Here is a 25693-nt window from a genome sequence, read left to right as displayed (position 1 = left end):
CCTTTTTGTCCTACGGGTTACGTTGGGCGAAAATAGGGCAATCAGGGGTTATAAGAAATTCCGGGCAAGTGATGCGCGTCGGCACCAAAGCGAATTACTTCAGGATCGGTACAGCGTCCCTGGGGTGTTGCAACGACGGCGGCCTTGGTCCGCCGGTCGCCCAGTCCAACAATTCAACCGTGTGCACGACCGGCACTTGGGTACCCGACCCGATCTGCATCATGCATCCGATGTTTCCGGCTGAGATCAGGTCCGGCTTCTTCGCCTCCAGCGTTTTGACCTTGCGCTTTTTCAATTGGCCCGAAATCTCGGGCTGCATCAGGTTGTAGGTGCCTGCGCTGCCACAGCACAGATGGCTATCTGCAGGCTCAACAACTTGGAACCCTGCCCGTTTCAGCAAGTCCTTAGGATAGGTCTTAATCTTTTGTCCGTGCTGCAACGAACAGGCCGCGTGATAAGCGACCGTAAGGTCTTGGTCGCGCCCTTCAGGAAGGTCCAGTTGCATGACCAACTCGCTGATATCCATGGCAATACCCGCGACACGCGCCGCGTCCTTGGCCAGAGAGTCATTGCGGAACATGTGCCCATAGTCTTTCACCGTCGTGCCACAACCAGACGTATTGATGACGATGGCGTCCAAGCCGTCACCATCCATTTCGCGCGCCCAGGCCTTGATATTGGCTGCGGCAGCCGCGTGGCTTTCACGACTTTTACCCATGTGGTGCGTCAAGGCTCCACAACATCCGGCGCCTTCGGCCACCACAACCTCGCACCCCAAACGCGTCAGTAACCGGATCGTAGCATCGTTAATGTCGGTATTTAGAGCCTTCTGTGCGCAGCCGGTCATCAGCGCGACACGCTTTCTTCGTTCTCCCTTGGGCGCAAAGCTCTGAGGGTCGTCGTTGCGACTGACCGGCGGGATGTGCTTTGGGGCCATGTCCAGCATCGCCCGCAACCGGGCGTCGGGCATCAGAAACCGAAACGGACGGCCCAACTTTGCTCCGATCAAGGCCCAGCGAAATCGCATCGGGTAGGGTAGGATTTGGGCAAGAATCGAACGCAGGATACGGTCCGTCAAAGGACGTTTGTAATTCGCCTCGATATATTCGCGCGCATGATCGACCAGGTGCATGTAATGCACGCCCGAAGGGCAAGTGGTCATGCAAGCCAGGCAGGACAAGCAGCGATCAATATGCTTGACCGTCTTTTCATCCGGTACACGTTCGTTTTCCAGCATGTCCTTGATCAGGTAAATACGACCGCGCGGGCTGTCCAATTCATCCCCCAACACCTGATAGGTTGGGCATGTCGCAGTGCAAAACCCACAATGGACACAGCTGCGCAAAATCTCATTCGAACGCTGAATGGCCGGATCTTCCAGCTGTTTTTTCGTAAATGTTGTCTGCATCGCGCTATCCCATGAGTCCCGGATTGAACACAGATCGCGGGTCGAATCTTGCCCGTATCCCCTGTGTTAGAGCCGAAACAGCAGCATTTTCCGGCTGAAACCGCCCCAGATTCTGTATGTCTTCCGGGGTCGCGCGCACCAGGGTCGAATGTCCCTCGAGATCACTTAGTTCAGATCGCAGATCAGTGCCTTCCGTTGCTAAAGTCCAGATCAGACCCCCACCCCAGTCCACGACCCTGTTCGGGTTGGCGTCACCGACCACACGAATCATGTCAGTCGGTTTGACAGAGGTTTTCCAGACATTGCCCGGTCTGTCGGCAAAAGGCTCAATATCACGCACTTCGCGCCAAATGGCGGTGTTTTCGGCCGCATCAGTGACAACCTGATCCGGATTCGTTTCCGCAAAGAGCTCTTGCAACTTGGAAACGCGATATTCGACCGATTGGTCAAACCCTTCAATCCGCAGCACCGTCCGGGACGGCTTGCCGCCGCCCTCGGGCAACCGAGCCGCACCGTTGACTTCGTATGGCGATCCCAACGCGTCACAAAACAACTTGGACGTCACGACCCATCCGCGATCCTCCCAAACAAGCGTCGCAACGGCCTCTGGCTTGGGTAGCACTTTCAGCGAAACCTCGGTCAACACGCCCAAAGTGCCCCAGGACCCAGCCATCAACTTCACCAGATCATAACCGGTGACGTTCTTCATCACCCGTCCGCCATTCTTGACCACTTGACCGCGCCCATCGACAAAGCGAACGCCCAACAGAAAATCCCGGCACGCCCCGGCCTGTATCCGCCTCGGCCCAGATACGTTTGCCGCCACAACACCACCGATGGTCGGTTCGCCCGAAGTTCCAAGCAATCCACGATGGTCCATCGGCTCGAACGCCAGTTGTTGCCCCTCCGCGTCCAGCGCGGCTTCAATCTCGGCCAACGGCGTGCCTGACTTAGCCACAAGTGTTAGGGCTCCGGGTTCGTAAAGGGTGATACCGCTCAGCCCGGAAACGTTCAGTTCAGGCTCCGGCCCGGTCACACCACGCGTTCCGCCCCCGGCTATGCGCACTGGCTCGGTCAGCCCGGCCACCAGATCCGCCAATTCGTCTTCCGTTTCAGGTCTCATGTGCTTCATCTTTTCACAAAAACTCCGGGGAAACCGCGCCTGCGCAATTGGGGCAGAGCCCCTATTCCGCCGCAAGGCGCCTCGCCTCGGATGCGTCCAAGGGGAACACCTTCGCGGGATTCAACAACCACTGCGGATCGAACACATCTTTAATCGCCATCTGCGCCTCAAGATCCGCTGGCGCGTACTGGTGTGCCATCAGATCACGCTTTTCGATGCCGACACCATGTTCTCCGGTCAGGCACCCGCCTACGTCGACACACAGCTTCAGAATATCAGCACCAAATGCTTCGCATTTCTCCAGATCGCCCGGTTTGTTGGCGTCAAACAGGATCAAGGGGTGCATGTTGCCGTCACCCGCGTGGAAGACATTGCCAACGGGCAGGCCGTATTCCTCGCTCAACTCACCGATGCGGCGCAGGACTTCGGGTAAGGAGGATACCGGGATGGTGCCGTCCAGACACATGTAATCGTTCATTTGACCCATCGCGCCAAAAGCCGATTTGCGACCCAGCCAAATCTTCGCGCTTTCTTCGGCAGACTGGCTCTCACGCAATTCAACAGGATTGTGGCGCTTGGCGATTTCTATGATCTTCGCCAACTGATAGTCGATCTCAGCCTCCGAGCCTTCGACCTCGACAATCAGCAAGGCGGTGCAATCGGGATACCCGGCATGCGCAAAATTCTCGCAGGCTTGAATGCACAGGGTGTCCATGAACTCGATCGCAACCGGCAAGATGCCCGATTTGATAATGTCAGAGACACATTGGCCCGCGACCTCATTGTCGTCGAACCCCATCAGAACCGGTCGCGCCCCTTCGGGTTTACGCAGAATGCGCAGCGTGGCCTCGGTCACCACGCCCAGCTGCCCCTCTGAGCCACAAATAACACCCAGCAGGTCCAGGCCAGAGGCATCCAGATGCGCGCCGCCGATTTCCACAACACTGCCGTCCATCATCACCATGGTCACGCCCAGCAGGTTGTTCGTGGTCACACCGTATTTCAGGCAATGCGCGCCACCCGAATTCATCGCGATATTGCCCGCAATGGCACAGGCCAATTGCGAAGACGGATCGGGCGCATAAAAGAAATCCTCTTCCTCGACCGCGCCTGTCACGCTCAGATTGGTCCGTCCGGTCTGCACCTTTATGAAGCGGTTGTCATAATCGACCTCCAGCACCTCATTCATCCGCGCCACGCCCAGAATGACGCAATCCGCAGTCGGCAAGGCCCCACCCGCCAGTGACGTGCCGGAGCCACGTGGCACCACAGGAACCCCTTCTTCATAGCAGATTCGCAGGACATCAGACACGTCCTGCGTCGTTGACGGAAGTACTGCCAGCATCGGCGGGCAGCGATAAGCGGTCAGCGCGTCACACTCATAGGCCCGCGTCTCAGCCGGATCGTGAAACACAGCATCCTCAGGCAATACCTGCAGCAATCGCGCCAGAACGGCTTGCTTTCGCGCCAGAACATCGGGATTTGGCCGGGGCATTTCCATCGCTGATCCTCCAATTTGGTAAAATAATATTACCAATTTCATGATCTGGCAAGTTCTTCCGTTCAGTTTTACTGTCACGCCCATGACCTGGATCGAACGTGCCGCTTTGTTTGCCCCTTTGGATTACGCCGCCCTCGGCTTGCTGCTGGGCGCATGGCTGTGGATAGGGTGGAAGATCGAACATCCGTCGCCACAGAGGCGATCTGTCTCGCAAATGATGGACAATTACCGCCGCGACTGGATGCGCGAGATGGTGACGCGCCAACCGCGCATGTTTGACGCGCAGGTTGTGGCCGCCATGCGGCAGGGCAGCACGTTCTTTGCATCCACCACGATGATTGCCATCGGCGGCGGGCTGGCCCTGCTGGGCAATACCGAGCGACTTGCCGGGGTGGCCAGCGACCTTGCCATTGGAAGCGCACCCGCTTTGGTGTGGGAAATCAAGATACTTGTCGTCGTACTTCTGCTGGCCAACGCATTCCTGAAATATGTCTGGGCGCATCGCTTGTTTGGCTATTGTGCTGTGTTGATGGCCTCGGTCCCGAACGATCCCGAAGACCCGCAGGCGTACCCGCGCGCCGCTCAGTCGGCCGAAATTTGCGTCACAGCCGCCCGCAGCTTTAACCGTGGCCTGCGCGCCACCTATTTTGCATTGGCCTCGCTGGCATGGTTCCTCGGGCCAATCGCTTTGATGCTGAGCACCATAATCACGTTCGGTGTTTTGTATCGACGCGAGTTTGCTTCGCAGTCCCGAACAATCCTGATATCCCAATCCCCTTACACAGAGACGTGATCCCGATGCGCCGCGATAACCCGTACATTCGCGCCATGCGATATGTGATTCTCAGCGCCTTCCTGGCCAGCCCTGCCTTTGCCGACCCCCCAACGATCGAGAAGGTCGCGGCCACCCGCGGCGGCGACACATGGCGCTTCGATGTCACGATCCGGCACCCGGACACCGGATGGGATGACTACGCCGATGGCTGGCGCGTTTTGGACATGAATGGCAATGAACTAGGGATGCGTGTCCTGCATCATCCGCATGTGGATGAGCAGCCGTTCACCCGCTCGCTGAGCGGTGTAGCGATACCCGAAGGCACAACCCAGGTCCAGATTCAGGCACGAGACAATGTCGGTGGCTGGGGTGAAGACACAACGGTGATTGACCTGTACTGAAGTTCAGAACACCCCAAGGGCCAAGCCTGCCGCCATCGCTGCACCGATCTCGCGGCATTTCTCAAGTTGTCCTTCGGGGATGGTCTTTTCGGCCAGAATCGCTTCGGACGTTTGTGAATGAGTGCAGAGGATCAGAGGCGGCTGCACTTCTTTCAACCGCCAGCCGGTTGCAATGCGCGCGGTTTGGCGCGCGGCGTTGGCACCATCTGATCCTGCACAAACCATTTGCGCATAAGGGCGACCTTCGATCTTACCCAGAACCGGATAGTAGCTGCGGTCGAAAAACTCTTTCATCAGACCTGAAATTGCGGCCAGATTTTCCGGGGCACAGAAGATATAGCCATCCGCGCCCAACAAATCCTCAGGACCGGCCTGATCAGCGGTTTTCAGAACAATGTCTGCCTCGTCGTGACCCGCCGCAGCCGCCGCTTCGGCCATTTGCCGGGCGCCACCAGTGCGCGAATGGTAAACGATCAGAAGCTGCGCCATGTCAGACCCGGTGATAAGGGCCGCCCGACAGGATGGTTGCGGCCCGGTAAAGTTGCTCGGCCAGCATCACACGGACCAGCATATGGGGCCAGACCATTGACCCGAATGAGATGGAAAAATCGGCCTCGGCCCGCAGATTAGGGTCTATTCCGTCCGCTCCGCCAATAACCAGCGCCAAATCCTGCCGCCCGGCATCACGCCAGCCGCCCAGCTTCTTGGCAAAATCGGGTGAGGACATGACCCGTCCGCGCTCATCCAATGTACAGATCACCGCGCCTTTGGGCAGCGCTTTGCGCAGAAGAGCAGCCTCGGCCCCCATGCCTGCATTTTTCTTGTCTTCGACCTCGATCACGCGGGCGGGACCAAGGCCCAAGCCGCGGCCGGTCCGGTCAAATCGGTTCACGTAATCATCAAGCAGGGACTTTTCCGGTCCAGCGCGCAATCGCCCGACCGCAACTATGCTGATACGCATATCTCTCTCGCCTCCGGCCCCTCAATGCGGGCCAGGATGGCGCCTCAGTTCGCCGAGGCGCTGCCGCCCTGAGGCAGCCACATCTTTTCCAGCTGATAGAATTCACGCACTTCGGGGCGGAAGATATGGACGATCACGTCGCCCGTATCGATCAACACCCAGTCGCCGGCATCCTTGCCTTCAACCTTCGAAGTGAAACCGAATTCCTGCTTGATGCGATCCGTCAACTTTTCCGCCATGGCCGATACCTGACGGGTCGACCGACCCGAGGCAATCACCATGTGATCCGCAACAGAAGACTTACCTTGCAGGTTGATCTGCACGACGTCTTCGGCCTTGTCATCGGTAAGTGAGGAAAGGATACGCTCAAGCAGCTTGTCGCTGATTGACTGAGAGTGGGCCATTACACTGGCCCCATCATCGGCGGGCAAACCCGCCTGAGTATGTAGAGACAGGACATAGTCCTCCTTTGCTGCGCGCCGTGAAACCCCGGCGCAGGGGTACTAATAAGGTAACAAGGGGATTGCAACATTTCAATGAATGCAAACCAAAGGTCGCGTACGCGTGTTCACTCTTCAACGATCTGTTGCGCGGTTACGCCGTCTGGCAGTAACCGAACCTCGCGCTGCGGGAACGGGATCGAGATGCCTTCTTCCTTGAAAGCGTCCCAAAGCGCCAGATAGACATTGCCGCGAATATTGGTCAGCCCTTTGGTCGGATCGCTGATCCAAAAGCGCAACACATAGTCAACGCTGCTGTCGCCAAAGCCGGTGATGTGGCAAACCGGCTCATGGGACCCTCCGCTCAGAACCCGTGTCACCGCTTTCACCGCCCGGATCGCCGTGGAACGAACCTTGTGAGGGTCATCGTCATAGCTGGTGCCAAAATCCAGATCCAAACGCACGAACTTGTCGGAATGCGACCAGTTCACCACTTGATTGGTGATCAGATCCTCGTTCGGGATCAGGTATTCCCGCCCATCCCGAGTGACCACCGAGACGTATCGCGCACCCAATGCGTTGATCCAACCGAACGTGTCGCCCAGCGAAATAACGTCGCCGGGCTTGATCGAGCGGTCCATCAGAATGATGATCCCGGAAATCAGGTTTGACACCACTTTTTGCAGGCCAAACCCGATGCCCACACCGATCGCCCCCGACAGCAGCGCGATACCTGTCAGATCAAACCCTAGCGTGCGGATGGCGGTCAAAAAGACTGCGCCATAAAGCAGAACCTGAATGCCCTTGGCTAAAAGCACCTGCATTGACGGCGTGATGTCATCATTGCTCTGCAACCCCTGCTCAGCCGCCCGGGTGCCGATGCGCGCCAACGTCAGCAGAACGCCAATCAGCAGAATCGCCTTGAGAATGCCCAGCGCCGAAATGTGCAGATCGCCGATGGAAATCGCCACGCCATCCAGAAAACCTGCCACGTCATCCGTCAGGTTCAATGCAACGAGCGTTGCATAGACCCACATGGCCCATTTGAAGATGCGCCGCAGTGTGCGGTTTCGTACAAGTCTGGCGATCAGCGCAATAGCCAGCCAAGCCGCTGCCAATGTTGCAAGCACACCAATAAAATAGCTGCGAGACGGCCAGGTGACGTGCTGCATAATCAAATACAGCGACCAGGATAAAATCACGAAATAAACCAGTGTCAGCCGCCGCATCAGCTGGACGAGCACGCGCAGGCGCCACTTTGGCCATCCGCTTCGCGCTCGTGCCCAAGCTTCCCATCTGGACTGCGTCAGAGCTTTTAGCAGGAAGGCCAGCGCCCACAGGAACAGGATGATAATCAACTGGTATTGCCGCCAGCCCGGTGTAACGACCAATTCGACCATTTTTCCAAACTGAACAGAAAAAGCCCCGACCATGTTGTTGTATAGGTCCGACAACGTGCTGGGGATCAGGTCTTGGTTCATGATCACAGCTTGGACAGCAACGCCGGGTGATGCAAGCCTGACACCGGATTGAACCTTGATTGACAGTCAAGCCCGATATATCTGGACCGCATGAGACTCAACTTGGCCCCTGCTCCGAAACTGCAAGACCGCACGCGCCTGCGTGAACGGTTCTTTGGGGCCGCCCGCACGGTTCTGGCCCGCCTATCTGCGGCCTGAGCCAACTCGCCAGCCATTTCTCATTACATACGGGAGAGGACCGATGTCCCCCAAAACACTCTATGACAAGATCTGGGATGCCCATGTCGCGCACGAAGCCGATGATGGCACCTGTTTGCTTTATATCGACCGCCATCTGGTGCACGAAGTGACCAGCCCGCAAGCCTTTGAAGGGCTGCGGATGGCCGGTCGCAAGGTGCGCGCGCCGGAAAAAACTATCGCTGTGCCGGATCACAACGTGCCCACTACACCGGACCGCGTGAACGGAATTGAAAACCCGGAATCGCGCATCCAGGTCGAAGCACTGGACAAGAACGCCAAGGATTTCGGTATTCACTACTACCCCGTGAACGATGTGCGTCAGGGCATTGTGCACATCGTTGGCCCTGAACAGGGTTGGACCCTGCCCGGCATGACCGTTGTTTGCGGCGACAGCCACACGGCGACTCACGGCGCGTTCGGTGCGTTGGCCCACGGCATCGGCACCTCTGAGGTCGAGCATGTTCTGGCCACGCAAACGCTGATCCAGAAGAAATCCAAGAACATGAAGGTGGAAATCACCGGCAAACTGCAGCCGGGTGTGACCGCCAAAGACATCACTTTGGCCGTGATCGGTGAAACCGGCACAGCCGGTGGCACGGGTTATGTGATAGAGTATTGCGGCGAAGCGATCCGTGATCTGTCGATGGAAGGTCGTATGACCGTCTGTAACATGGCCATCGAAGGCGGCGCGCGCGCTGGCCTGATCGCGCCGGATGAAACCACCTTTGAATACGTCAAAGGCCGCCCGCACGCCCCCAAGGGCGCGCAGTGGGAAGCCGCTTTGAACTGGTGGAAAACGCTTTACACAGACGAAAACGCGCATTTTGACAAGGTCATCACCCTGCGTGGCGAGGATATTGCTCCGGTTGTGACTTGGGGCACCAGCCCTGAAGATGTTCTGCCGATCACCGCATCTGTACCTCACCCTGAAGACTTCGAAGGAGGCAAGGTCGACGCGGCCCGCCGTTCGATCGAATACATGGGTCTGGAAGCCGGTCAGAAGCTCAGCGATGTGGAAATCGACACAGTGTTCATCGGGTCCTGCACCAATGGCCGCATCGAAGACCTGCGCGCCGCGGCCGAAATTCTGAAGGGCAAAAAGATCAAGGACGGAATGCGCGCCATGGTCGTGCCCGGTTCGGGTCTGGTTCGTGCGCAGGCCGAGGAAGAAGGTCTGGCGGACATCTTCAAAGAGGCCGGGTTCGAATGGCGTCTGGCCGGATGTTCGATGTGTCTGGCGATGAACCCGGATCAGTTGCAACCGGGCGAGCGCTGTGCCGCGACCTCGAACCGCAACTTCGAAGGTCGTCAGGGCCGTGGTGGTCGGACCCATTTGCTGAGCCCGGCAATGGCTGCCGCAGCGGCAATCACAGGACGGCTGACAGACGTCCGTGAATTGATGTAAGCTTCCCTCATATCTAGATATTTGAGGGATTGAAAACATGAGTGACTGGATCAAATGGCTCCTGCTGGGGCTTCTGTCCATAGCGTTCGGTATCTTTGTGCTGGGCGCGCCAGTTGTGGCGTCTGTGGCCGTCACGGTCGTGACCGGAGCGTTGCTTCTGATCTCGGGCGCGTTGCAGGTGGTCGGCGGTTTCACCGTTGAAGGCACCGGCAACAAGATCCTGTCGCTCATCATGGGTGCGGTCATGCTGTTTCTGGGCTGGTCCTTTCTGGGTCACCCATTGCAGGGTACGCTGACGCTGGCGACCGTGATGCTGATCCTGTTCATGGCAGGCGGCATCGCGCGGGTCATTCTGTCGTTCCAGATGAAAGGAACACAGTTTTTCTGGCCCACCATGATCTCGGGCATCTTGTCGATCATCCTTGCCGGTATCATCTGGAGCTATGTCGGGCAGGAGCCACAGGCATTGCTGAGTATACTGGGGATCTTCTTGGGCATCGAGATGCTGTTCAACGGGTTCGGATTGGTCTTCATGGCGTTCTTCGTCAAGAACGCACCCAAAGACGAAACAAAAGAAGCTTAAACGCGGGGCATGGGCGCGGCCCTCTCCCGCAGGAGTGTGAACATGGAAAAGTTTGACAAAGTCCACGGGGTGGCCGCCCCAATGCCGCTGATCAATATCGACACCGATATGATCATTCCGAAAGTGCACCTGAAAACTATCAAGCGGTCCGGCCTGGGCGTCGTTCTGTTTGACGAGATGCGCTATCACGATGACGGGCAGGAGAACGAGGAATTCGTCCTGAACAAACCCGCCTATCGCGAGGCCGAGATTCTGGTGGCTGGCGACAATTTCGGCTGCGGCTCATCGCGCGAGCACGCGCCTTGGGCGATCAAGGATTTCGGCATCAAGGTTGTGATCTCGACCAGCTTTGCCGACATCTTCTTCAACAACTGCTTCAAGAACGGTATCCTGCCCATCGTGGTCGAGGAAGAGCATCATGCAGTCCTGATGGAAGACGCGCACAAAGGCGAGAACGCCCGCATGACCGTTCATCTGGAAGATCAGCAGATCACAACCTCGGATGGTGTTGTCATCGAATTCGACATCGACCCACACCGCAAGCACTGCTTGCTGAACGGTTTGGACGATATCGGCCTGACAATGGAAAAAGACCACCACATCGACAAATTCGAAGATCACGCCGGTCAAGCCCGCCCTTGGGTCTGATTCTGGGGTCGAATCTGTGGATACTCAACCTAACGGGGTCGCCTAGGTGGCCCCGCTCTCATTCTTGGGGTTGATTTTCCAACAACCACAACATCTTGGTCTCAAATTGAGATACACGTCGAATTTGCGCCCAAAATGATGCAATCCCGCACCAGTTGCGCCATCATTTTGCCCGAAATCACGTGTTTTCTGCACCCTGTCTTGAGCGAAATGCCGCTTATCGTTCATCTTGGCGCTAACGAGGCATCCGTCGCAAAGACGAGATTGGACGGGCACAAGTTGGATACAAGTCGGCAAAGATCGGCTGGTCCGGTTTGAAAAAGGGTTCGGAATGTGATTGCACGCACAACAGGGGCGGCGATACGCGGAGTACTTGTGGCACTGATGGTGCTGACACCCGCGTTGTATCTGCCTGTATCATCGACGAACGGGACCGAAATACTGGTCTTCCTCGCGATCCTCGCGTTCATACTGACGTTCGCCGAGTATAACTCGGCCTTTCCCAGCTTTATAGAATTTCGCGATGCCCCACCGGTCAACCGCCTGCGTTTTGTTGGCCTTATGTCGATGGTCACGTTTTTGACGCTAATCTGCAAAAACGTTTATACTCCAACAGAACTGACAACCTTTTCTTACGGCGTTGGTCTGGCCGTCGCCAACGTGGTGGACTTTCCCTATTCTCCGGTGCGCCTGATCGTGTTGATGCTGCCAGCGGATGCCAGCCAGTCGCTGATCGAACTGATTAGGGTTACAGCCAGCGTAGCCTACGTCGCGGCTTTGGTGACGATCGCCAGTTTTGCCTATGCCGTCAAAGTCCGGGGGTGGCCCACAGGAAACGGTGCCTTCAATGTATGGACCAATCTTCCTTTGTTTGACCCCACCAAGGGCGGAGATGTCGTTATTCGGTTGCAACGTGATGGCCGCCTGAACATCTGTATCGGTATTTTGCTACCGTTCCTCATACCGGCCGTCATAAAACTGATGAACAGTGTGATCGCTCCGATTTCGCTGAACAATCCACAGACACTGATCTGGATGATGAGCGCCTGGGCCTTCCTGCCCGCCAGCATGATCATGCGCGGTGTGGCCACCCTGCGTATCGCCGGGCTGATCGTGGAAAAACGGCGCGCCTATTCAACAAGCGAGACGACTCAGGCCGCATGATCCGCCTGCTTATCCTGCTTCTGCTGCCCATTGCGGCGCAGGCAGAAGTCGTGCGCATCGCCACCTACAACACCGAGCTGAGCCGAAAAGGCCCGGCGCTGTTGCTGCGGGACATAGACCGGGATGACGCCCAGGTTCTTGCAGCCATCGACGTGGTTTCAGCCGCCCGCCCCGACATTATCGCGCTTCAGGGTATCGACTGGGATCTGGAGGGAGCCGCAGTCAACGCTCTGTCTCAAAAGCTGCGCGCCGCTGGTCTGGACTATGGTTACTTTTATGCCGCTCAGCCCAATGCTGGCTTGGAAACACCGTTGGATCTGGATGGTGATGGACGCACACAAGGCCCCGGTGACGCGCAGGGCTGGGGCCGTTTCACCGGACAGGGCGGGCTGGCAATTCTGTCCCGCTATGAAATCGTCACCGAAGAGATTTTGAACTTTTCAGAGCTGCTCTGGCAAGATCTTCCGGGGGCAGCATTACCTTTCGTGGATGACCGCCCTTTTCCGTCTGAAGAAGCACACCAAATACAGCGCCTGTCCTCAACAGCGCATTGGGTGGTGCCCATTGAAACACCTTTGGGGCGGCTCAACCTGATGACCTTTCACGCAGCCCCACCGGTGTTCGATGGGCCCGAGGATCGCAACGGACTGCGCAATCGGGATGAGATTAGGTTTTGGTCTGTCCTGCTGAGCGGTGATCTGGGGCCGGTTCCAAATGGTCCCTTCGTCATTGCGGGTGATGCCAACCTCGATCCCGAGCGCGGGGAAGGTCACAAACGGGCCATTCGCACCCTTCTGACCGATCCTCGCCTTCAAGATCCGGTACCGACAGACCCATCAGGCTCGTCCGCAACAGTTGACTGGAAAGCGACGGGTGAAATGCGCGTCGATTACGTTTTACCGTCTCGCGATCTGCGTGTCTTGGATTCAGGTGTTCTATGGCCCAAAGATGGTGAACCTTTGTGGGACAATGCGCATCGTGCAAGCAGGCACCGGCTGGTCTGGGTCGACGTGGCGCTGCCATAGCTCTTTGCCCCGAGAATACGTTTAAAAAAACCCCAATTTGAGTTTCATTGACGGAACCGCGTCTTTGAGTTTCACTGATCTGGAACCCTCATACCTGCCTGCGCGCAAGGTTTTGCGCCCACAGTTTCCCTCAGAGGTGATGGCGGTCGATTGAGTTCTGAAATCCATTTTGGAGGTATCTCGTGGCTAAGAATCCTGTACTGATCGACGACCATCCTGGACGCAACTCTCAGGCCTATGGAATTGCGCGCGAACTTGGCACGGACGAAGATCTGATCCACGCGCCTTCTGTTGGTGTTGTCGGCACAAAAGGCGATAGTCAGTGCTATCTTGGCGTGCAGCCCAAGGTCGAAGCAATACATGCAGCACTGCGAGACCAGATTGGCAAAGACGCAGGCAAAATCGCCATGCGTCTGGTTCAGCCTGAATACTCCATCGCAACATCTGACGGCATCCGCAATGGAACGCGCGAAATGCGCTATTCACTCATCGGGCGCGAAGTGACCAACGACGTGTTTTCCGAACATCTCTCAGCCTCCGGCCTGGGGGGCACAATTGCTGTGGTGGCATGTGACAAGCCACCGGTTGGTACGCTGGCTGCTTTGCTTGAACACAACCAGCCTGCGATCATGATGTCCGATGGGTCCATTCATCCCTCGAAAGACCCGGAAACCGGCGAAATGCTGGACATCATCGCCGCCTATCAAGTTGCCGGGAGCGAGGACGCAGCATACCGCAAACGCATCGCTTGCCTTGCCTGCCCCGGTATTGGATCGTGCGGTGGGATTTTCACCTACAATACGATGCAGACCTTTATTGGCGTTGTGGGCATGCAGCCATTGCATATGGTGGCACCGCCTTCGGACGACCCGCGCCGCATGGAAGAGTTTCCGTCGCAGTTGGTAGGCTACCTTGCCAAGTTGATTGAAGACGGCACGCGACCGCGCGACATCGTCGGGCGCGACTCACTGCGCAACGCGTTGACTGTTGCGATGGCGATCGGCGGCTCGACCAACGTGGTTCTGCACGTGCCCGAGATTGCCCGTGCCGCAGGTTACGCGAATTTCTGGAAAGACATCGTCACACCAGAAGAGTTCAATGAATGGTCTCAGAAAATTGTTCCGGTCCTGACAGACGCACGACCCTACGGCCGCTATTCGATGGTGGACATCGACAGGGTCGGTGGTGTGCAGGTGATCGTCAAGGAACTGATCGACGCTGGCATGGTCAATGGCGACGCGCCGACGTGCACTGGCGAAACTCTGGCGGAACAGGTCCAACGTCTGGGCGCTGCCGCGCCGGACGGTACGGTGATCTATCCTGTGTCAGCGCCCTTTAAAGAAACGGGCGGCCTGCGCCTTCTGGGCGGTAATCTGTCACCGGAATTCAGCGCCATTTTGAAGCTTGCAGGTGTCGAGCGCGGACTTGAGGACAACGTGTTCCGAGGTAAAGCGAGGGTGTTCGAGGGCGAAGCCCGCCTGCTTGAGATGCTCGACACCAACCCAATGGGATTTGAAGACAATGATATGATCATTGTTCGATACGAAGGGCCGTCAGGTGCACCAGGCATGCCCGAGATGTTGGACGCAACGGCACGGATCACGACCCTGTGCCGCGAACGGGGGATCACAGTTGCTCTGATGACCGACGCGCGTTTTTCGGGCGGATCGGTCGGGCTGGTTATTGGGCATGTCGGACCTGAGGCTGCTTTGGGTGGCCCGATTGCTTTGGTTGAGGACGGAGATGAGATTATTGCCGATTTGAATGTGAACGAGCTAAACGCGCCGGTTTTGGACGACCCAAATGTTGTTGCTGAACGCAAGGCACGCTGGGAGGCCGAGGTGGCTGGAAACGGCGGCGTACATCCAAATTGCGGTACAGCGGATACCCGCCTTTTGCACCGGATGCGGTCATCCGCCGTGCCCGCTGTGCGCGGCGGCGGTATGCACCCGGACCGTGAGCTGTGGGTCAACACGCCTCGTGAGCCTCAGCTATCAGGGTTTTTGCCAACAAACCGGTGGAGGTCGTGAAACCTCGGGCGACGCGATAGTTGGTCCCGAAGGGGCGTGGCGCACCCGTTGAAGGATCAGATCCAATAAACAGAAAAATTGTTCGCGGCGGCATCCGTCGCTCCGCCGCAGCCAATTGGATTAGCAGCGCGAGGTCTGGCCTCTTATTGAACCGGGTAACCTTCACCGTCCAAAGTAAACGCAACGAAGGTCAGTTGTTGGCAGGTTTCAACAGACCGCCGCCGACGGACCGGATCGCAGGCGATGGGGCTACAAGTTGCGTTGGAATCGCAGAACATAGGGCAACATCCAAATCAGTCCGCGGCACCGCGCCTAGCAACTCGGTAAGGTATGTGCCGTCCAACTGATGGGGCACTTGCCAAAGATACCGCATCTCAAGCAAGTGCGCGGCCATACGCCAAAACGGTCGAGCCAATTTCAAGGGCCACCAGTGCATCGGCTTCACGGAAATGTCCTGCCCAGTGACCTTCGACAGAGCATGAGCAAATTGTGATCCGGTCAGGGTGTAACCTTCGAATGGGACATCGCAAAACCGGGGCAACTCATGGCGCTTTTCGGCCAGCAGCACTGCAACGCGGGCCAGATCTGGTAGATAAGCCCACGCATGCGGGATGTCCGGGTTGCCGGGATAGACCAACCGCCCCTTAGCAAGATCTTTGATCATGACCTGATCAAACCAGTTGCCCGAGGCACATGTGTCAATGAAATCCCCGGCACGCAGAATAATGGTACGCGCGGTCGAGCGGCGATAGGCTTCCTCCATCTCTATTCTGACACGACCCAAAGGGTTGCGCGCCTTGTGCGGTGTTCCACCATACCAGGGACCCGGTGCTTCAGGTCCAAAGACATAGACGTTTCCCGGCACCAAAACCGTTGCCCCGGTCTCCTCCGCTACCTTAATCACCTGTTGGTGCAGGCCCGGTACAAGACCTGCCCAATCGGGGTAGGGTGGATTCCAGCCATTGACGATAACGTCCATTCCGCGCGCCTCTTGTTCCAGCGTGTCGCGCGTGCGGTCAAAGCTGTGCACGGTCCACCCGGCGTTGCGAAACGCCAGCGCAGCGTTGCGACCAAATCGGCCCGTGGCCCCCAGAATAAGTACGGATTGCGGCATGGTTCCCTCCTGTTGGGGCAGAGATTACCCTAAGGAAAGCAATAGGGAATTGCCCCAAATTGCAGATCATGTATTCATTTTTGAATGGACAAAGCCCTTACACATGCCGACTGGTCCCTGATCCAAAGCTTTCTTGCGGTGGCCGAAACCGGGTCTCTTTCTGCCGCAGCCCGACAGTTGGACCGCAGCCAGCCCACCTTGGGACGGCAGATTCAGACGCTGGAAGCCGAGCTGGAGGTTTCTCTTTTTGAACGACACGCAAGAGGGCTGAAGCTAAGCGATGTGGGCCATCAATTGCTGCCCATGGCCCAACAGATGCACACGGCCATGAACGCTTTTAGCATGACAGCAGCCGGTCAGTCGCAACAACTGGAAGGATCAGTGCGCATTACCGCGTCGGTCTTTGCATCGAACCACATCCTGCCGCCGATTTTGGCACATATCCGGCAACAGGAACCTGCGATTCAGTTGGAACTGGTTGCCACCGATGCCACCGAAAACCTGCTGTTCCGAGAAGCCGATATTGCCGTGCGCATGTACCGCCCCGAACAGATGGACATTCTGACCCGGCATTTGGGTGAGATCTCGTTATGTTTTTGCGCCGCTAAAAGCTATTTGGATCGCGCAGGTCGCCCGACCTCACCAGAAGAGGTGTTCCAACACGACCTTGTGGGATTTGACACGGATGACCGCATCATTGCTTCGATGCAGGAAAGGGGCTGGAACGTTGGGCGCGATGCCTTTGCCACACGATGCGACCACCAGACCGTGTATTGGGAACTGATCAGAGCAGGCTGCGGACTGGGATTCAGTCAGATTCAGGTGGCCGAGGCCGATCCGCTGGTCGAAATTCTGGATATTGGGGTCGAGATCAAGAAAATGCCGGTGTGGCTGGCCGCGCCGCAAGCCATGCGCCAGACCCCGCGCATTCGCAGGGTCTGGGACCTTTTGGCCGAAGGGCTCAAGGCTAGTCTTTGACGGTCAAAGCGGCCCTGTATAAGTCCCGCGCGCAGGGTAATTGTTGCCAAGGGTAAACTTCAGACCACCCGCAATATCCGACATCGACGGGCGCCCAAATGGCGTGGTTTGCTGCCACGCGTAATAGAGCGTCTGATCGGGTGCGATATAGAAATGACCGGGCTCTGCGAAAAAATCGGGTTCTGCACTGCCTTCGCGCTTGGTTGAGATGTTCAGCCCCCAATCCTCGCGGGCGGCAGCCAGCGGCAGGCTGTGACCCACGCGCAGTCGTTTTGCCCCGGCTTTCTCGGCTGTTTCGGCGGCACGTTCGGCGGTATCGGTTGTGATCATGATGACCTCGACGCCCAGCGCCGCAAAATCGTCCAGCGCCGCCTCGACCTCGGTCATCTGCTTGATGCAGATCGGGCAATGAAGTCCGCGATATTGAATCAGCAGAGTCCCGTTTTCGCCCTTGTCTGCCTCAAGATCGAAGCTGCCATGCGCCACGGTTTCGATTTTCAGCGCAGGAACCGGATTTCCAGGTGTCAGCATGTGTTTTCCTCGTGTTTTGACGGGTTCGTCTCATTGACCCGATGCACCGCAGACGCTAGGGCCTGTGCAACAAAACGCAAGGAGACCCTTCATGTCCAACCCCTCGCTCCTCATCCTGCCCGGAGACGGAATTGGCCCGGAAGTTATGGCCGAAGTGCGCAGAATCATCGATTGGTTCGGCACCAATCGCGGTCTTCAATTTGACGTGAGCGAGGATCTGGTAGGCGGTGCGGCCTATGACGCCCACGGCAAGCCGCTGTCTGATGAGACGATGGCCAAAGCGCAAGAGGTGGACGCGGTTCTGCTGGGTGCTGTTGGCGGCCCGAAATACGACGATCTGGATTTCAGCCTCAAGCCCGAGCGCGGTCTGCTGCGCCTGCGCAAGGAAATGGACCTGTATTCCAACCTGCGCCCGGCCCAGTGCTTTGACGCGCTGGCCGATTTCTCGTCGCTGAAAAAAGACATCGTTGCCGGTCTGGATATCATGATCGTGCGCGAGCTGACCTCGGGCGTCTATTTCGGCGAACCGCGCGGCATCTTCGAAGAAGGCAATGAACGCGTCGGCATCAACACCCAGCGTTACACCGAATCCGAGATTGAACGCGCCGCACGCTCGGCCTTTGAACTGGCGATGCGCCGGAACAAAAAGCTGTGCTCGATGGAAAAAGCCAACGTCATGGAATCCGGCATCCTGTGGCGTGAAGTCGTGAATCGTGTCGCCGCCGACTATCCCGAGGTTGAGCTGAGCCATATGTATGCCGACAACGGCGCCATGCAGTTGGTGCGCGCGCCGAAGCAGTTCGACGTGATCCTGACCGACAACCTGTTCGGTGACATCCTGTCCGACTGTGCCGCGATGCTGACGGGCTCTCTGGGCATGTTGCCTTCAGCTTCGCTGGGCGCGCCTATGGCCAATGGCCGCCCCAAGGCGATGTACGAACCGGTCCACGGCTCGGCCCCTGATATCGCGGGTCAGGGCAAAGCAAACCCGATCGCCTGTATCCTCAGCTTTGCCATGGCGCTGCGCTATAGCTTCGATCAGGGCGAAGAGGCAGACCGCCTTGAAGCCGCGATCGAGAAAGTTCTGGCTGAAGGCGTCCGCACCGGCGACCTGCTGGCGGATGAAGGCGTCACACCGGTGTCCACCACCGAAATGGGTGATGCGATCCTGGCAGCTTTGGATGCCAGCGTCTAAACCACGCAAGAAACGAACGACAAAAGGCGGTACCCAGTGCACCGCCTTTTTTGTTAGTTGCCGCCGAATATATTTCTCAGCAGGTTATTGATGTCTTCCGCAAAACCGCCCTGCCTACGACGGGGCTGTGGCTGCGCAACTTGCACCGGCGGTTCAGGTGCCATCATCGGCAGGGGCGTAGGCGTCATCCCTTCGGTGACGCGCAGCATGGTCTCTTTCCAGATTTCAGCAGGCAGCCCGCCCCCGGTTACGCCAGACAGCGGCGTGTTGTCGTCATACCCCATCCAGACGCCGGTCACATAATCAGCCGTAAAGCCGATGAACCACGCATCCCGCGCGGCCTGAGTTGTCCCGGTTTTGCCTGCCACCTGCCAACCCGGCAGCTTGGCGCGTCCGCCGGTGCCTTCGGACACCACACGCTCCATCATCCAGGTCAGTTGCTTGGCGGCCGAGTCGTTGATCACCCGTTCACCAATACCTGTCGTCGTGACCATGACGGGAGTTTCATCCCCCAGCAGCTTCAGCTCGGTTAAGCCATAAGGCTCCACTGCCGATCCACCGTTCAGGATTCCTGCGTAAGCTCCGGTCATCTCGATCAGCGTGCTTTCCGACGCGCCCAGCGCCAAGGCCGGACCCTGCGCCAGATCGCTGGCAATACCAAAGCCGCTTGCGACAGTGCGGACGTTTTCCAAACCCGAAATCTCCGCCACTTTCACAGCCGGAATGTTCAAAGAGTTCATCAACGCATCTGCCAACGTCACCTGCCCATAGAACTTGTTGGTGTAGTTTTTGGGGCACCATTGACCTGAACCGGGAATGTTCACGCAGTAAGGCTCATCCATCACCGTATCCAGCGGCGAATACCCAAGTTCCAGCGCGGTGGCGTAAACGAACGGCTTGAAGGACGACCCTGTCTGACGCAACGCCTGCGTCGCCCGGTTAAACGCACCAGACACCCTTGTCTTGCGCCCACCAACCATGCCGCGCACTGCACCGTCCGCAGACATCACGACAATCGCGGCCTGCGCCTCGGACCCTTCGCGCACCTTTTCCTGAAAGATGAACTTCAGCGCTTCTTCGGCAGAGGTTTGGATGCGCTGATCCAGAGTGGTACGGATCACCACATCCTCGGTGGTGTTGCGCGTAAAGAACTCGGGCCCACTTGCCATGACCCAATCCGCGAAATATCCGCCTGCGCGCGCAGCGGCAGCTTCTGAAAGCTCGGCCGGTCTGGTGCGTGCTTCGCTGGCTTGTGCCGCGGTCAAATAGCCCTGGTCCTCCATCAAACCAATCACAAGCCGTGCCCGGTCCTGAGAACGTTGCAGGTTATTCGTTGGCGCATACCGCGTGGGTGCCACCAGCAGACCGGCCAGCATCGCAGCCTCAGCTGGGGAAACTTCTGCGGCAGACTTTCCAAAGTATCGCTGGCTGGCCGCTTCAAACCCGCGCGCGCCTGCACCCAAGAAGGCCCGGTTCAGGTAGATCGTCAGAACCTCGTTCTTGGAGTATTTGACCTCCATCGCCATTGCATAAACGGCTTCCTTGGCCTTGCGCCAAAGCGAGCCCTGGCGGCAATCGGCCTCGTAAGTGGCTTCAGAGTCCCATTCAGACGGATCATACGGCTCTCCCAGACACAGCAGTTTGGCTGTCTGTTGGGTGATGGTTGACCCGCCATGGCCAGACAAAGGCCCGCGTCCTTCGCTCAGGTTGATGCGCACGGCACTTGCAACGCCGCGCGGGCTGACACCGAAATGACGGTAGAATCGCTTGTCCTCGGTCGCGATCACGGCGTTCTTCAGATGGGGCGACACCGTATCCGCCGTGATCACCCCGCCAAACTGATCCCCGCGCCAGGCAAAAACCTTGCCATCGCGATCCAACAAGGTCACTGACCCGCGCGCGCGCCCGTCCAGTAAGGCATCTACATTGGGCAGAGTTGTATACACGATGCCGACCGCCAATGCGATCAGGGCGGCGACAATTGCCCCCACGCGCCACGTCAAACCCCAGATCAACCTCCAGATCCAGCGGAAGAGTCGACGGAAAATACCGCCTCCGTTTCCGCCGGTGCGTTTGCGCTTTGTCTTGCGCGTGGTTTTGCGGGCGGTCGTCTTGCGTGCGGTCGATTTCTTGCCCGCCGGGCGCTTGGAGGCCGACGGTTTACGCCCTTTGGAGGGGTATCTTTTGTCCGCAACCAATCGCGGCTTTCGGCGCTTGGACTCAGTCATGCTCAAACTCTGCCCGTTATACTTTTGCGCCACCATACCCCGGAGACCCGTCTATGTAGAGGTCCGAATTTCCGTAATTTCCCCTCATCAATCTGCTCATTTTTTAGCCACTTCGTACTTTTTGTGCAAAAAATGTGCAACAATACGCCATTTTGGTATGCAATTACGACCCGTAACCGTTTCTTACGACGTTCTGTCACGCTCTTTTTCTGCAGGTGCAAACAAACCGGTCCCACCGGACAATCAGAGGGGAAAGACGTGAAACTGATCATTGCGACAATCAAGCCGTTCAAGCTGGAGGAGGTGCGCGAAGCACTGACCGAAGCTGGCGTGCGCGGCATGATGGTGACCGAAATCAAGGGCTTCGGCTCGCAGTCCGGTCACACCGAAATCTACCGTGGGGCCGAATATGCGGTGAACTTCGTGCCCAAGATCAAGCTCGAGATCGTGGTGCCCGCCACAATGGCCGACCAGATCGTCGAGACCATCACCAAAACCGCCAAAACCGGGAAAATCGGTGACGGCAAGATTTTCGTCCTCGATGTCGAGCAGGCTCTGCGCGTGCGAACCGGGGAAACCAACGAGGAAGCGCTGTAAGCGCGGCCACTCACACTCATTCGAGGAAGTAAAATGAACCTGATGAAATCTCTCATCCCTGCCGCTGCACTTGTCGTGCTGCCGCAGATGGGTCTGGCGCAAGAGGCCGCTGAAGGCGAGGCTGCGCTGCACACCCAGTATATCTTCACCACCTTGCTGTTCCTGATGGCGGGCTTTCTGGTTTTCTTCATGGCTGCAGGCTTTGCCATGCTGGAAGGCGGTCTGGTGCGGTCCAAGAACGTCGCCATGCAGATGATCAAGAACATTGCGCTCTTTTCCATTGCCGCGATCATGTACTGGCTGGTTGGCTTCAACACGATGTATCCGGGCGACTTCAATGGTTTCCTTGCCATTGGTGGTCCGACCGTGCTTGATCCAGTCGGCGTTGACCCTGCCGAGGCTGCTTTGGACTACGCCTCGATCGGGTCGGACTTCTTCTTCCAGTTGGTCTTTGTGGCGGCAACCGCGTCGATCGTGTCGGGTGCCGTAGCGGAGCGTATCAAGCTTTGGCCCTTCCTGATCTTCGTCGTCGTGCTGACCGGTATCCTGTACCCGATCTCGGGGTCTTGGAAATGGGGCGGCGGCTGGCTGGACGCCATGGGCTTTTCCGACTTCGCCGGTTCGACCGTTGTACACTCGGTCGGTGGCTGGGCCGCTCTGGCTGGCTGTCTGATCCTTGGCCCGCGGATTGGCAAGTACAAGGACGGCAAGGTTCACCCGATGCCCGGTTCAAATCTGGCGCTGGCGACCTTGGGTACCTTCATCCTGTGGCTGGGGTGGTTCGGTTTCAACGGCGGCTCGCAGCTGGCGATGGGCACCGTGGGTGACGTAACCGACGTATCGCGCATCTTCGCCAACACCAACATGGCCGCCGCATCCGGTGCTGTCGCAGCCCTGATCATGACACAGGTCCTGTACAAAAAGCCTGACCTGACCATGGTGCTGAACGGCGCGCTGGCCGGTCTGGTGTCAATCACCGCTGAACCTCTGGCCCCGACCCTGTTCGGCGCGCTTTGGATCGGTGCTGTGGGCGGTATCATCGTGGTCTTCGCGGTTCCGATGCTGGACAAGTTCAAGATCGACGATGTGGTCGGTGCCATCCCGGTCCACCTGTTCGCAGGCATCTGGGGCACCATCGCCGTCATCTTCTACGGTGAAGCCAGCCTGATAACCCAGTTGACCGGTGTAGTGGCCTACGGTGTCTTCACCTTCGTGGCCGCTTTGATCCTTTGGACGATCCTGAAAGCCACCCTTGGCATTCGCGTCAGCGAAGAAGACGAGATCAACGGCCTCGATATGGCAGAGCTGGGCATGGAAGCCTACCCCGAATTCTCGAAGGGCTAAAGCCTGAGATATTAGAGCCTAAGCCGGGCGTTCGCGCCCGGCTTTTTTTATAAAACCGCCATCTGATCTTCGAGCAATTTTCCCCAAGTGAAAATTTCAAAGCTACGATATTGCGGCACATAAAAAGGGTCTTTTTCGATCAAACCGACGACATCCGCTCTGCTGTCGGCCTCAACAACCCAAAGCGCGCCGCAAAAGTCTTCATCTGTATCAGGCTTCAAGCCGCCGCCGATCAACAACTCGGGATGGGCCTTGGCATATGCGACATGCGCATCGCGAAGGTCGCGCCGTGCGCGAACTTGAAGCATGTCCTCTGTGTCTTTGAAGATAACAGCCCAGCGCATTCCTAACCTCGTATTCAGTACCTCTATGAGGTTAGGGGCGGTTGTTTGTTGGCGATAGGGCCAGTCGGACCGAATGCCATATTCCAGAAAAAAGCCGCGCTGGTTGGCGCGGCTTCTGTTATTTGATGGTGACCCGGTCAGACACCCACGGCGATAATCGCCTGTGCCAGAATCGGCACCGTCGCCGCATTCAGACCTGCGATGTTCAGGCGGCTGTCACCAACCATGTAAATGCCGTGATCTACGCGCAGTTTCTCGACCAGTTCCGGTGCCGCACCCAGGCGTGAGAACATACCCCTGTGCTGGGCAATGAAACCGAAACGGTCCGAACCGCTCAGACGCTGCAACTCGTCGGCCATTTGCTGGCGCAGTCCCAGCATGGACAGGCGGACTTCTTCCAGCTCTGCTGCCCAATCCGCGCGCAGGGCCTCATCCATCAGGATGGTTGTCACGACGCGCGCGCCATGATCCGGCGGGAAGGAATAGTTCTGGCGGTTCAGAAACGCCAGTGTTCCCTGATTTAAAGCGGTTTGTCCGGCGTCCGCGCTGATCGCCATCAACAAACCAGTACGCTCTCGGTAGACACCGAAATTCTTCGAGCAAGACGCGGCAATCAGGCATTCCTTGACCGATGAGGCAACCAGGCGTGCCGCCTGTGCGTCTTCTTCCAAACCGTCACCAAATCCCTGGTAGGCGATGTCGATCATCGCCACGAGGCCAAGCTCGTTGATCAGGTTCACGACCTCTTGCCATTGCACCATGTTCAGGTTGGCACCGGTCGGGTTGTGACAGCAGCCATGCAACAGAACTACGTCACCTGCTTTGGCGGTTTTCAGGTCGGCCATCATCCCGTCGAAATCAACGCCGCGGGTTTCGCCATCGAAATACCGGTACTGAACGGTCTCTATCCCCAGATAGTTCAAGATCGACAGGTGGTTCGGCCAGGTCGGGTTCGAAACAAACACACGCGCCGAAGGGTTCGCCATGCGGATCATCTCGAACGCCTGTCGGCAAGCGCCCGTGCCGCCGGGTGTCGCCACAGCGGCAATGTTGGCACGCGGAACCGATGTGCCCAGAACCAAGCCGATCATCGCGTCTGCAAAAGCCGGATCACCCGCCAGACCGGTGTAAGCTTTGGTTTCCTGCTCTTCCAAAATGCGTCGCTCGGCAGCTTTGACTGCACGCATCACTGGAGTCACGCCATCGGCGTTCTTGTAGACGCCCACACCCAAGTCGATCTTCTGATCGCGCGGGTCTTCGCGGTACATCTGCATCAAGGCCAGAATCTTGTCGGCAGGCTGCGGCTTGAGGTTCTCGAACATCAGTTCTCTCCGGTTGCGACGGGCAGGGTTGGGAAGGCACCCCATTCAGCCCAGGAGCCGTCATAAAGCGAGTGGTCTTTCTTGCCCATGCGTTCAAGCGCAAGGCTCAGAATCGCGGCAGTGACGCCCGACCCGCATGAGGTGATTGCAGGTTTGGACAGATCAACGCCAGCGGCCTGGAAAATGGCACGACAGTCCTCGGGCGATTTCATTGTGCCATCTGCATTGAGCAACTGGCCGAACGGGACGTTGCGGGACCCGGGGATATGGCCCGAACGCAATCCTTCGCGCGGCTCGGCTTCCGCGCCGGTAAACCGACCGGCAGAGCGGGCATCGATGATCTCATGATCAGCCAACTTGGCTGCAGCGGAAACTTGCGTGACGTCCCGGACAAGTTGGTTTTGAACGCGCACAGTCATGTGACGATCACGGATGACCGGCGGCAGATCCTCGATCTCGCGATCTTCGGCTTGCCACTTGGGCAAACCGCCATCCAGAACCGCGATGTTTTCCTGGCCCATCAGACGGAACAACCACCAGACACGTGCCGCTGACATCAGCCCAGCGCCGTCATAGACGACAACCTGATGACCATCGCCCACGCCCATCGCCCGAAGGCGTGACATGAATTTCTCGACCGGAGGAGCCATATGCGGCAGTTCCGATCGGTGATCCGAGATTTCGTCAATATCGAAGAACCGCGCCCCGGGGATGTGGCCGGCATCATATTCGGCTTTGGCGTCGCGGTTCTGCGCGGGCAGATACCAAGACCCATCCAGAATCCGCAGATCCGGGTCTTTCATATGCGCGGCCAGCCATTCAGTCGAAACGAGGGTTTTTGGATCGTCCTGCATC

Annotated in this window: 26 protein-coding genes; 13 read left to right on the top strand and 13 right to left on the bottom strand. The window is 57.7% G+C overall.

Annotation, left to right across the window (positions count from 1 at the left end; translation table 11 throughout):
- Positions 1-94: 94 nt before the first annotated feature.
- The 3 genes from glcF to I9187_RS16870 form a co-directional block, all read right to left on the bottom strand.
- Positions 95-1408: a glycolate oxidase subunit GlcF gene (gene glcF, locus I9187_RS16880; RefSeq protein WP_171238828.1), complete on the bottom strand. Its 1314-nt coding sequence runs from the start codon at positions 1406-1408 to the stop codon at positions 95-97.
- A 4-nt stretch (positions 1409-1412) separates the two neighbouring features.
- Positions 1413-2531, bottom strand: a complete 1119-nt coding sequence (locus I9187_RS16875; protein WP_171181063.1) for an FAD-binding protein — start codon at positions 2529-2531, stop codon at positions 1413-1415.
- Between the two features lie 61 nt (positions 2532-2592).
- Positions 2593-4032, bottom strand: coding sequence for an FAD-linked oxidase C-terminal domain-containing protein (locus tag I9187_RS16870; RefSeq protein ID WP_209940267.1), 1440 nt, complete (start codon positions 4030-4032; stop codon positions 2593-2595).
- Positions 4033-4114: 82 nt separating this feature from the next.
- On the opposite strand from I9187_RS16870, the gene I9187_RS16865 reads away from it, so the two are divergent.
- Entirely contained in the window at positions 4115-4825 is a 711-nt protein-coding gene (locus I9187_RS16865; protein WP_171096663.1) for a DUF599 domain-containing protein, read from the top strand.
- Between the two features lie 35 nt (positions 4826-4860).
- Positions 4861-5208 carry a hypothetical protein gene (locus I9187_RS16860; RefSeq protein WP_171181234.1) on the top strand — a complete coding sequence of 116 codons (348 nt, stop codon included), beginning with the start codon at positions 4861-4863 and terminating at the stop codon, positions 5206-5208.
- Between the two features lie 3 nt (positions 5209-5211).
- On the opposite strand, the gene I9187_RS16855 is transcribed toward I9187_RS16860, so the two are convergent.
- The 4 genes from I9187_RS16855 to I9187_RS16840 all read right to left on the bottom strand — a co-directional run bounded on the left by I9187_RS16855 (position 5212) and on the right by I9187_RS16840 (position 8090).
- Positions 5212-5697 carry an NAD(P)H-dependent oxidoreductase gene (locus I9187_RS16855; RefSeq protein WP_171181058.1) on the bottom strand — a complete coding sequence of 162 codons (486 nt, stop codon included), beginning with the start codon at positions 5695-5697 and terminating at the stop codon, positions 5212-5214.
- Position 5698: 1 nt separating this feature from the next.
- Complete coding sequence (gene rlmH, locus I9187_RS16850) at positions 5699-6169, bottom strand: 23S rRNA (pseudouridine(1915)-N(3))-methyltransferase RlmH (protein ID WP_171181056.1); 471 nt, start codon at positions 6167-6169, stop codon at positions 5699-5701.
- 44 nt (positions 6170-6213) lie between these two features.
- Positions 6214-6573 carry a ribosome silencing factor gene (gene rsfS / locus I9187_RS16845; RefSeq protein WP_171181054.1) on the bottom strand — a complete coding sequence of 120 codons (360 nt, stop codon included), beginning with the start codon at positions 6571-6573 and terminating at the stop codon, positions 6214-6216.
- Between the two features lie 164 nt (positions 6574-6737).
- Positions 6738-8090, bottom strand: a complete 1353-nt coding sequence (locus tag I9187_RS16840; RefSeq protein ID WP_171181043.1) for a mechanosensitive ion channel domain-containing protein — start codon at positions 8088-8090, stop codon at positions 6738-6740.
- Between the two features lie 90 nt (positions 8091-8180).
- Between I9187_RS16840 and I9187_RS16835 the strand changes: the two genes are divergently transcribed.
- The 7 genes from I9187_RS16835 to I9187_RS16805 all read left to right on the top strand — a co-directional run bounded on the left by I9187_RS16835 (position 8181) and on the right by I9187_RS16805 (position 15185).
- Positions 8181-8288: an isopropylmalate isomerase gene (locus I9187_RS16835; RefSeq protein ID WP_171181041.1), complete on the top strand. Its 108-nt coding sequence runs from the start codon at positions 8181-8183 to the stop codon at positions 8286-8288.
- 43 nt (positions 8289-8331) lie between these two features.
- The gene (leuC, locus tag I9187_RS16830) at positions 8332-9735 is read left to right on the top strand and encodes a 3-isopropylmalate dehydratase large subunit (RefSeq protein WP_171181038.1); all 1404 of its coding nucleotides are present in this window, start codon (positions 8332-8334) and stop codon (positions 9733-9735) included.
- A 37-nt stretch (positions 9736-9772) separates the two neighbouring features.
- Positions 9773-10318 (top strand): DUF308 domain-containing protein, encoded by a 546-nt coding sequence (locus I9187_RS16825; RefSeq protein ID WP_171181036.1) that lies wholly within the window; start codon positions 9773-9775, stop codon positions 10316-10318.
- 42 nt (positions 10319-10360) lie between these two features.
- A complete protein-coding gene (gene leuD, locus I9187_RS16820) occupies positions 10361-10966 on the top strand; it encodes a 3-isopropylmalate dehydratase small subunit (protein ID WP_171181033.1) in 606 nt (201 codons plus the stop codon).
- Between the two features lie 333 nt (positions 10967-11299).
- A complete protein-coding gene (locus tag I9187_RS16815; protein ID WP_209509743.1) occupies positions 11300-12130 on the top strand; it encodes a hypothetical protein in 831 nt (276 codons plus the stop codon).
- Complete coding sequence (locus I9187_RS16810; protein ID WP_171712184.1) at positions 12127-13155, top strand: endonuclease/exonuclease/phosphatase family protein; 1029 nt, start codon at positions 12127-12129, stop codon at positions 13153-13155. The genes I9187_RS16815 and I9187_RS16810 overlap by 4 nt, the downstream gene beginning before the upstream one ends.
- Positions 13156-13337: 182 nt before the next feature.
- Positions 13338-15185 carry a dihydroxy-acid dehydratase gene (locus tag I9187_RS16805; protein WP_348540127.1) on the top strand — a complete coding sequence of 616 codons (1848 nt, stop codon included), beginning with the start codon at positions 13338-13340 and terminating at the stop codon, positions 15183-15185.
- A 190-nt stretch (positions 15186-15375) separates the two neighbouring features.
- Here the strand turns inward: I9187_RS16805 and I9187_RS16800 are convergent, their stop codons facing one another.
- Positions 15376-16299 (bottom strand): epimerase, encoded by a 924-nt coding sequence (locus tag I9187_RS16800; protein ID WP_171236341.1) that lies wholly within the window; start codon positions 16297-16299, stop codon positions 15376-15378.
- 84 nt (positions 16300-16383) lie between these two features.
- On the opposite strand from I9187_RS16800, the gene I9187_RS16795 reads away from it, so the two are divergent.
- On the top strand, positions 16384-17277 hold the full coding sequence (locus I9187_RS16795; RefSeq protein ID WP_171236340.1) for a LysR family transcriptional regulator: 894 nt from the start codon (positions 16384-16386) through the stop codon (positions 17275-17277).
- Positions 17278-17280: 3 nt separating this feature from the next.
- Here the strand turns inward: I9187_RS16795 and I9187_RS16790 are convergent, their stop codons facing one another.
- Positions 17281-17808, bottom strand: a complete 528-nt coding sequence (locus I9187_RS16790; protein ID WP_209509741.1) for a redoxin domain-containing protein — start codon at positions 17806-17808, stop codon at positions 17281-17283.
- A gap of 91 nt (positions 17809-17899) precedes the next feature.
- On the opposite strand from I9187_RS16790, the gene leuB reads away from it, so the two are divergent.
- Positions 17900-19003, top strand: coding sequence for a 3-isopropylmalate dehydrogenase (gene leuB / locus I9187_RS16785; protein ID WP_171181021.1), 1104 nt, complete (start codon positions 17900-17902; stop codon positions 19001-19003).
- Positions 19004-19056: 53 nt separating this feature from the next.
- Here leuB and I9187_RS16780 read toward each other — a convergent pair whose 3' ends face one another.
- Positions 19057-21231, bottom strand: a complete 2175-nt coding sequence (locus I9187_RS16780) for a PBP1A family penicillin-binding protein (protein ID WP_209940266.1) — start codon at positions 21229-21231, stop codon at positions 19057-19059.
- A 258-nt stretch (positions 21232-21489) separates the two neighbouring features.
- On the opposite strand from I9187_RS16780, the gene I9187_RS16775 reads away from it, so the two are divergent.
- Both I9187_RS16775 and I9187_RS16770 read left to right on the top strand, forming a co-directional pair.
- Positions 21490-21828, top strand: coding sequence for a P-II family nitrogen regulator (locus I9187_RS16775; RefSeq protein ID WP_058273036.1), 339 nt, complete (start codon positions 21490-21492; stop codon positions 21826-21828).
- Between the two features lie 33 nt (positions 21829-21861).
- Positions 21862-23172, top strand: coding sequence for an ammonium transporter (locus tag I9187_RS16770; protein WP_171181017.1), 1311 nt, complete (start codon positions 21862-21864; stop codon positions 23170-23172).
- A gap of 47 nt (positions 23173-23219) precedes the next feature.
- Here I9187_RS16770 and I9187_RS16765 read toward each other — a convergent pair whose 3' ends face one another.
- The 3 genes from I9187_RS16765 to sseA all read right to left on the bottom strand — a co-directional run bounded on the left by I9187_RS16765 (position 23220) and on the right by sseA (position 25692).
- Positions 23220-23516, bottom strand: a complete 297-nt coding sequence (locus tag I9187_RS16765; RefSeq protein WP_171181015.1) for a YciI family protein — start codon at positions 23514-23516, stop codon at positions 23220-23222.
- Positions 23517-23653: 137 nt separating this feature from the next.
- Positions 23654-24838, bottom strand: a complete 1185-nt coding sequence (locus tag I9187_RS16760) for an amino acid aminotransferase (protein ID WP_171181013.1) — start codon at positions 24836-24838, stop codon at positions 23654-23656.
- A complete protein-coding gene (sseA, locus tag I9187_RS16755) occupies positions 24838-25692 on the bottom strand; it encodes a 3-mercaptopyruvate sulfurtransferase (RefSeq protein ID WP_171181011.1) in 855 nt (284 codons plus the stop codon). The genes I9187_RS16760 and sseA overlap by 1 nt, the downstream gene beginning before the upstream one ends.
- Between the last annotated feature and the right edge of the window lies 1 nt (position 25693).

The sequence above is a fragment of the Ruegeria sp. HKCCE4148 genome (assembly GCF_017872495.1).
Lineage (GTDB): Bacteria > Pseudomonadota > Alphaproteobacteria > Rhodobacterales > Rhodobacteraceae > Ruegeria.
Note: the sequence above shows the minus strand (reverse complement) of the source record. Positions and strands in the feature narration are given on the sequence as shown.

Coding starts and splice junctions, on each gene's coding strand:
- glcF (WP_171238828.1), bottom strand. CDS start 1,408: ATGCAGACAACATTTACGAAAAAACAGCTGGAAGATCCGGCCATTCAG.
- I9187_RS16875 (WP_171181063.1), bottom strand. CDS start 2,531: ATGAGACCTGAAACGGAAGACGAATTGGCGGATCTGGTGGCCGGGCTG.
- I9187_RS16870 (WP_209940267.1), bottom strand. CDS start 4,032: ATGGAAATGCCCCGGCCAAATCCCGATGTTCTGGCGCGAAAGCAAGCC.
- I9187_RS16865 (WP_171096663.1), top strand. CDS start 4,115: ATGACCTGGATCGAACGTGCCGCTTTGTTTGCCCCTTTGGATTACGCC.
- I9187_RS16860 (WP_171181234.1), top strand. CDS start 4,861: ATGCGATATGTGATTCTCAGCGCCTTCCTGGCCAGCCCTGCCTTTGCC.
- I9187_RS16855 (WP_171181058.1), bottom strand. CDS start 5,697: ATGGCGCAGCTTCTGATCGTTTACCATTCGCGCACTGGTGGCGCCCGG.
- rlmH (WP_171181056.1), bottom strand. CDS start 6,169: ATGCGTATCAGCATAGTTGCGGTCGGGCGATTGCGCGCTGGACCGGAA.
- rsfS (WP_171181054.1), bottom strand. CDS start 6,573: ATGGCCCACTCTCAGTCAATCAGCGACAAGCTGCTTGAGCGTATCCTT.
- I9187_RS16840 (WP_171181043.1), bottom strand. CDS start 8,090: ATGAACCAAGACCTGATCCCCAGCACGTTGTCGGACCTATACAACAAC.
- I9187_RS16835 (WP_171181041.1), top strand. CDS start 8,181: ATGAGACTCAACTTGGCCCCTGCTCCGAAACTGCAAGACCGCACGCGC.
- leuC (WP_171181038.1), top strand. CDS start 8,332: ATGTCCCCCAAAACACTCTATGACAAGATCTGGGATGCCCATGTCGCG.
- I9187_RS16825 (WP_171181036.1), top strand. CDS start 9,773: ATGAGTGACTGGATCAAATGGCTCCTGCTGGGGCTTCTGTCCATAGCG.
- leuD (WP_171181033.1), top strand. CDS start 10,361: ATGGAAAAGTTTGACAAAGTCCACGGGGTGGCCGCCCCAATGCCGCTG.
- I9187_RS16810 (WP_171712184.1), top strand. CDS start 12,127: ATGATCCGCCTGCTTATCCTGCTTCTGCTGCCCATTGCGGCGCAGGCA.
- I9187_RS16800 (WP_171236341.1), bottom strand. CDS start 16,299: ATGCCGCAATCCGTACTTATTCTGGGGGCCACGGGCCGATTTGGTCGC.
- I9187_RS16795 (WP_171236340.1), top strand. CDS start 16,384: ATGGACAAAGCCCTTACACATGCCGACTGGTCCCTGATCCAAAGCTTT.
- I9187_RS16790 (WP_209509741.1), bottom strand. CDS start 17,808: ATGCTGACACCTGGAAATCCGGTTCCTGCGCTGAAAATCGAAACCGTG.
- leuB (WP_171181021.1), top strand. CDS start 17,900: ATGTCCAACCCCTCGCTCCTCATCCTGCCCGGAGACGGAATTGGCCCG.
- I9187_RS16780 (WP_209940266.1), bottom strand. CDS start 21,231: ATGACTGAGTCCAAGCGCCGAAAGCCGCGATTGGTTGCGGACAAAAGA.
- I9187_RS16770 (WP_171181017.1), top strand. CDS start 21,862: ATGAACCTGATGAAATCTCTCATCCCTGCCGCTGCACTTGTCGTGCTG.
- I9187_RS16765 (WP_171181015.1), bottom strand. CDS start 23,516: ATGCGCTGGGCTGTTATCTTCAAAGACACAGAGGACATGCTTCAAGTT.
- I9187_RS16760 (WP_171181013.1), bottom strand. CDS start 24,838: ATGTTCGAGAACCTCAAGCCGCAGCCTGCCGACAAGATTCTGGCCTTG.
- sseA (WP_171181011.1), bottom strand. CDS start 25,692: ATGCAGGACGATCCAAAAACCCTCGTTTCGACTGAATGGCTGGCCGCG.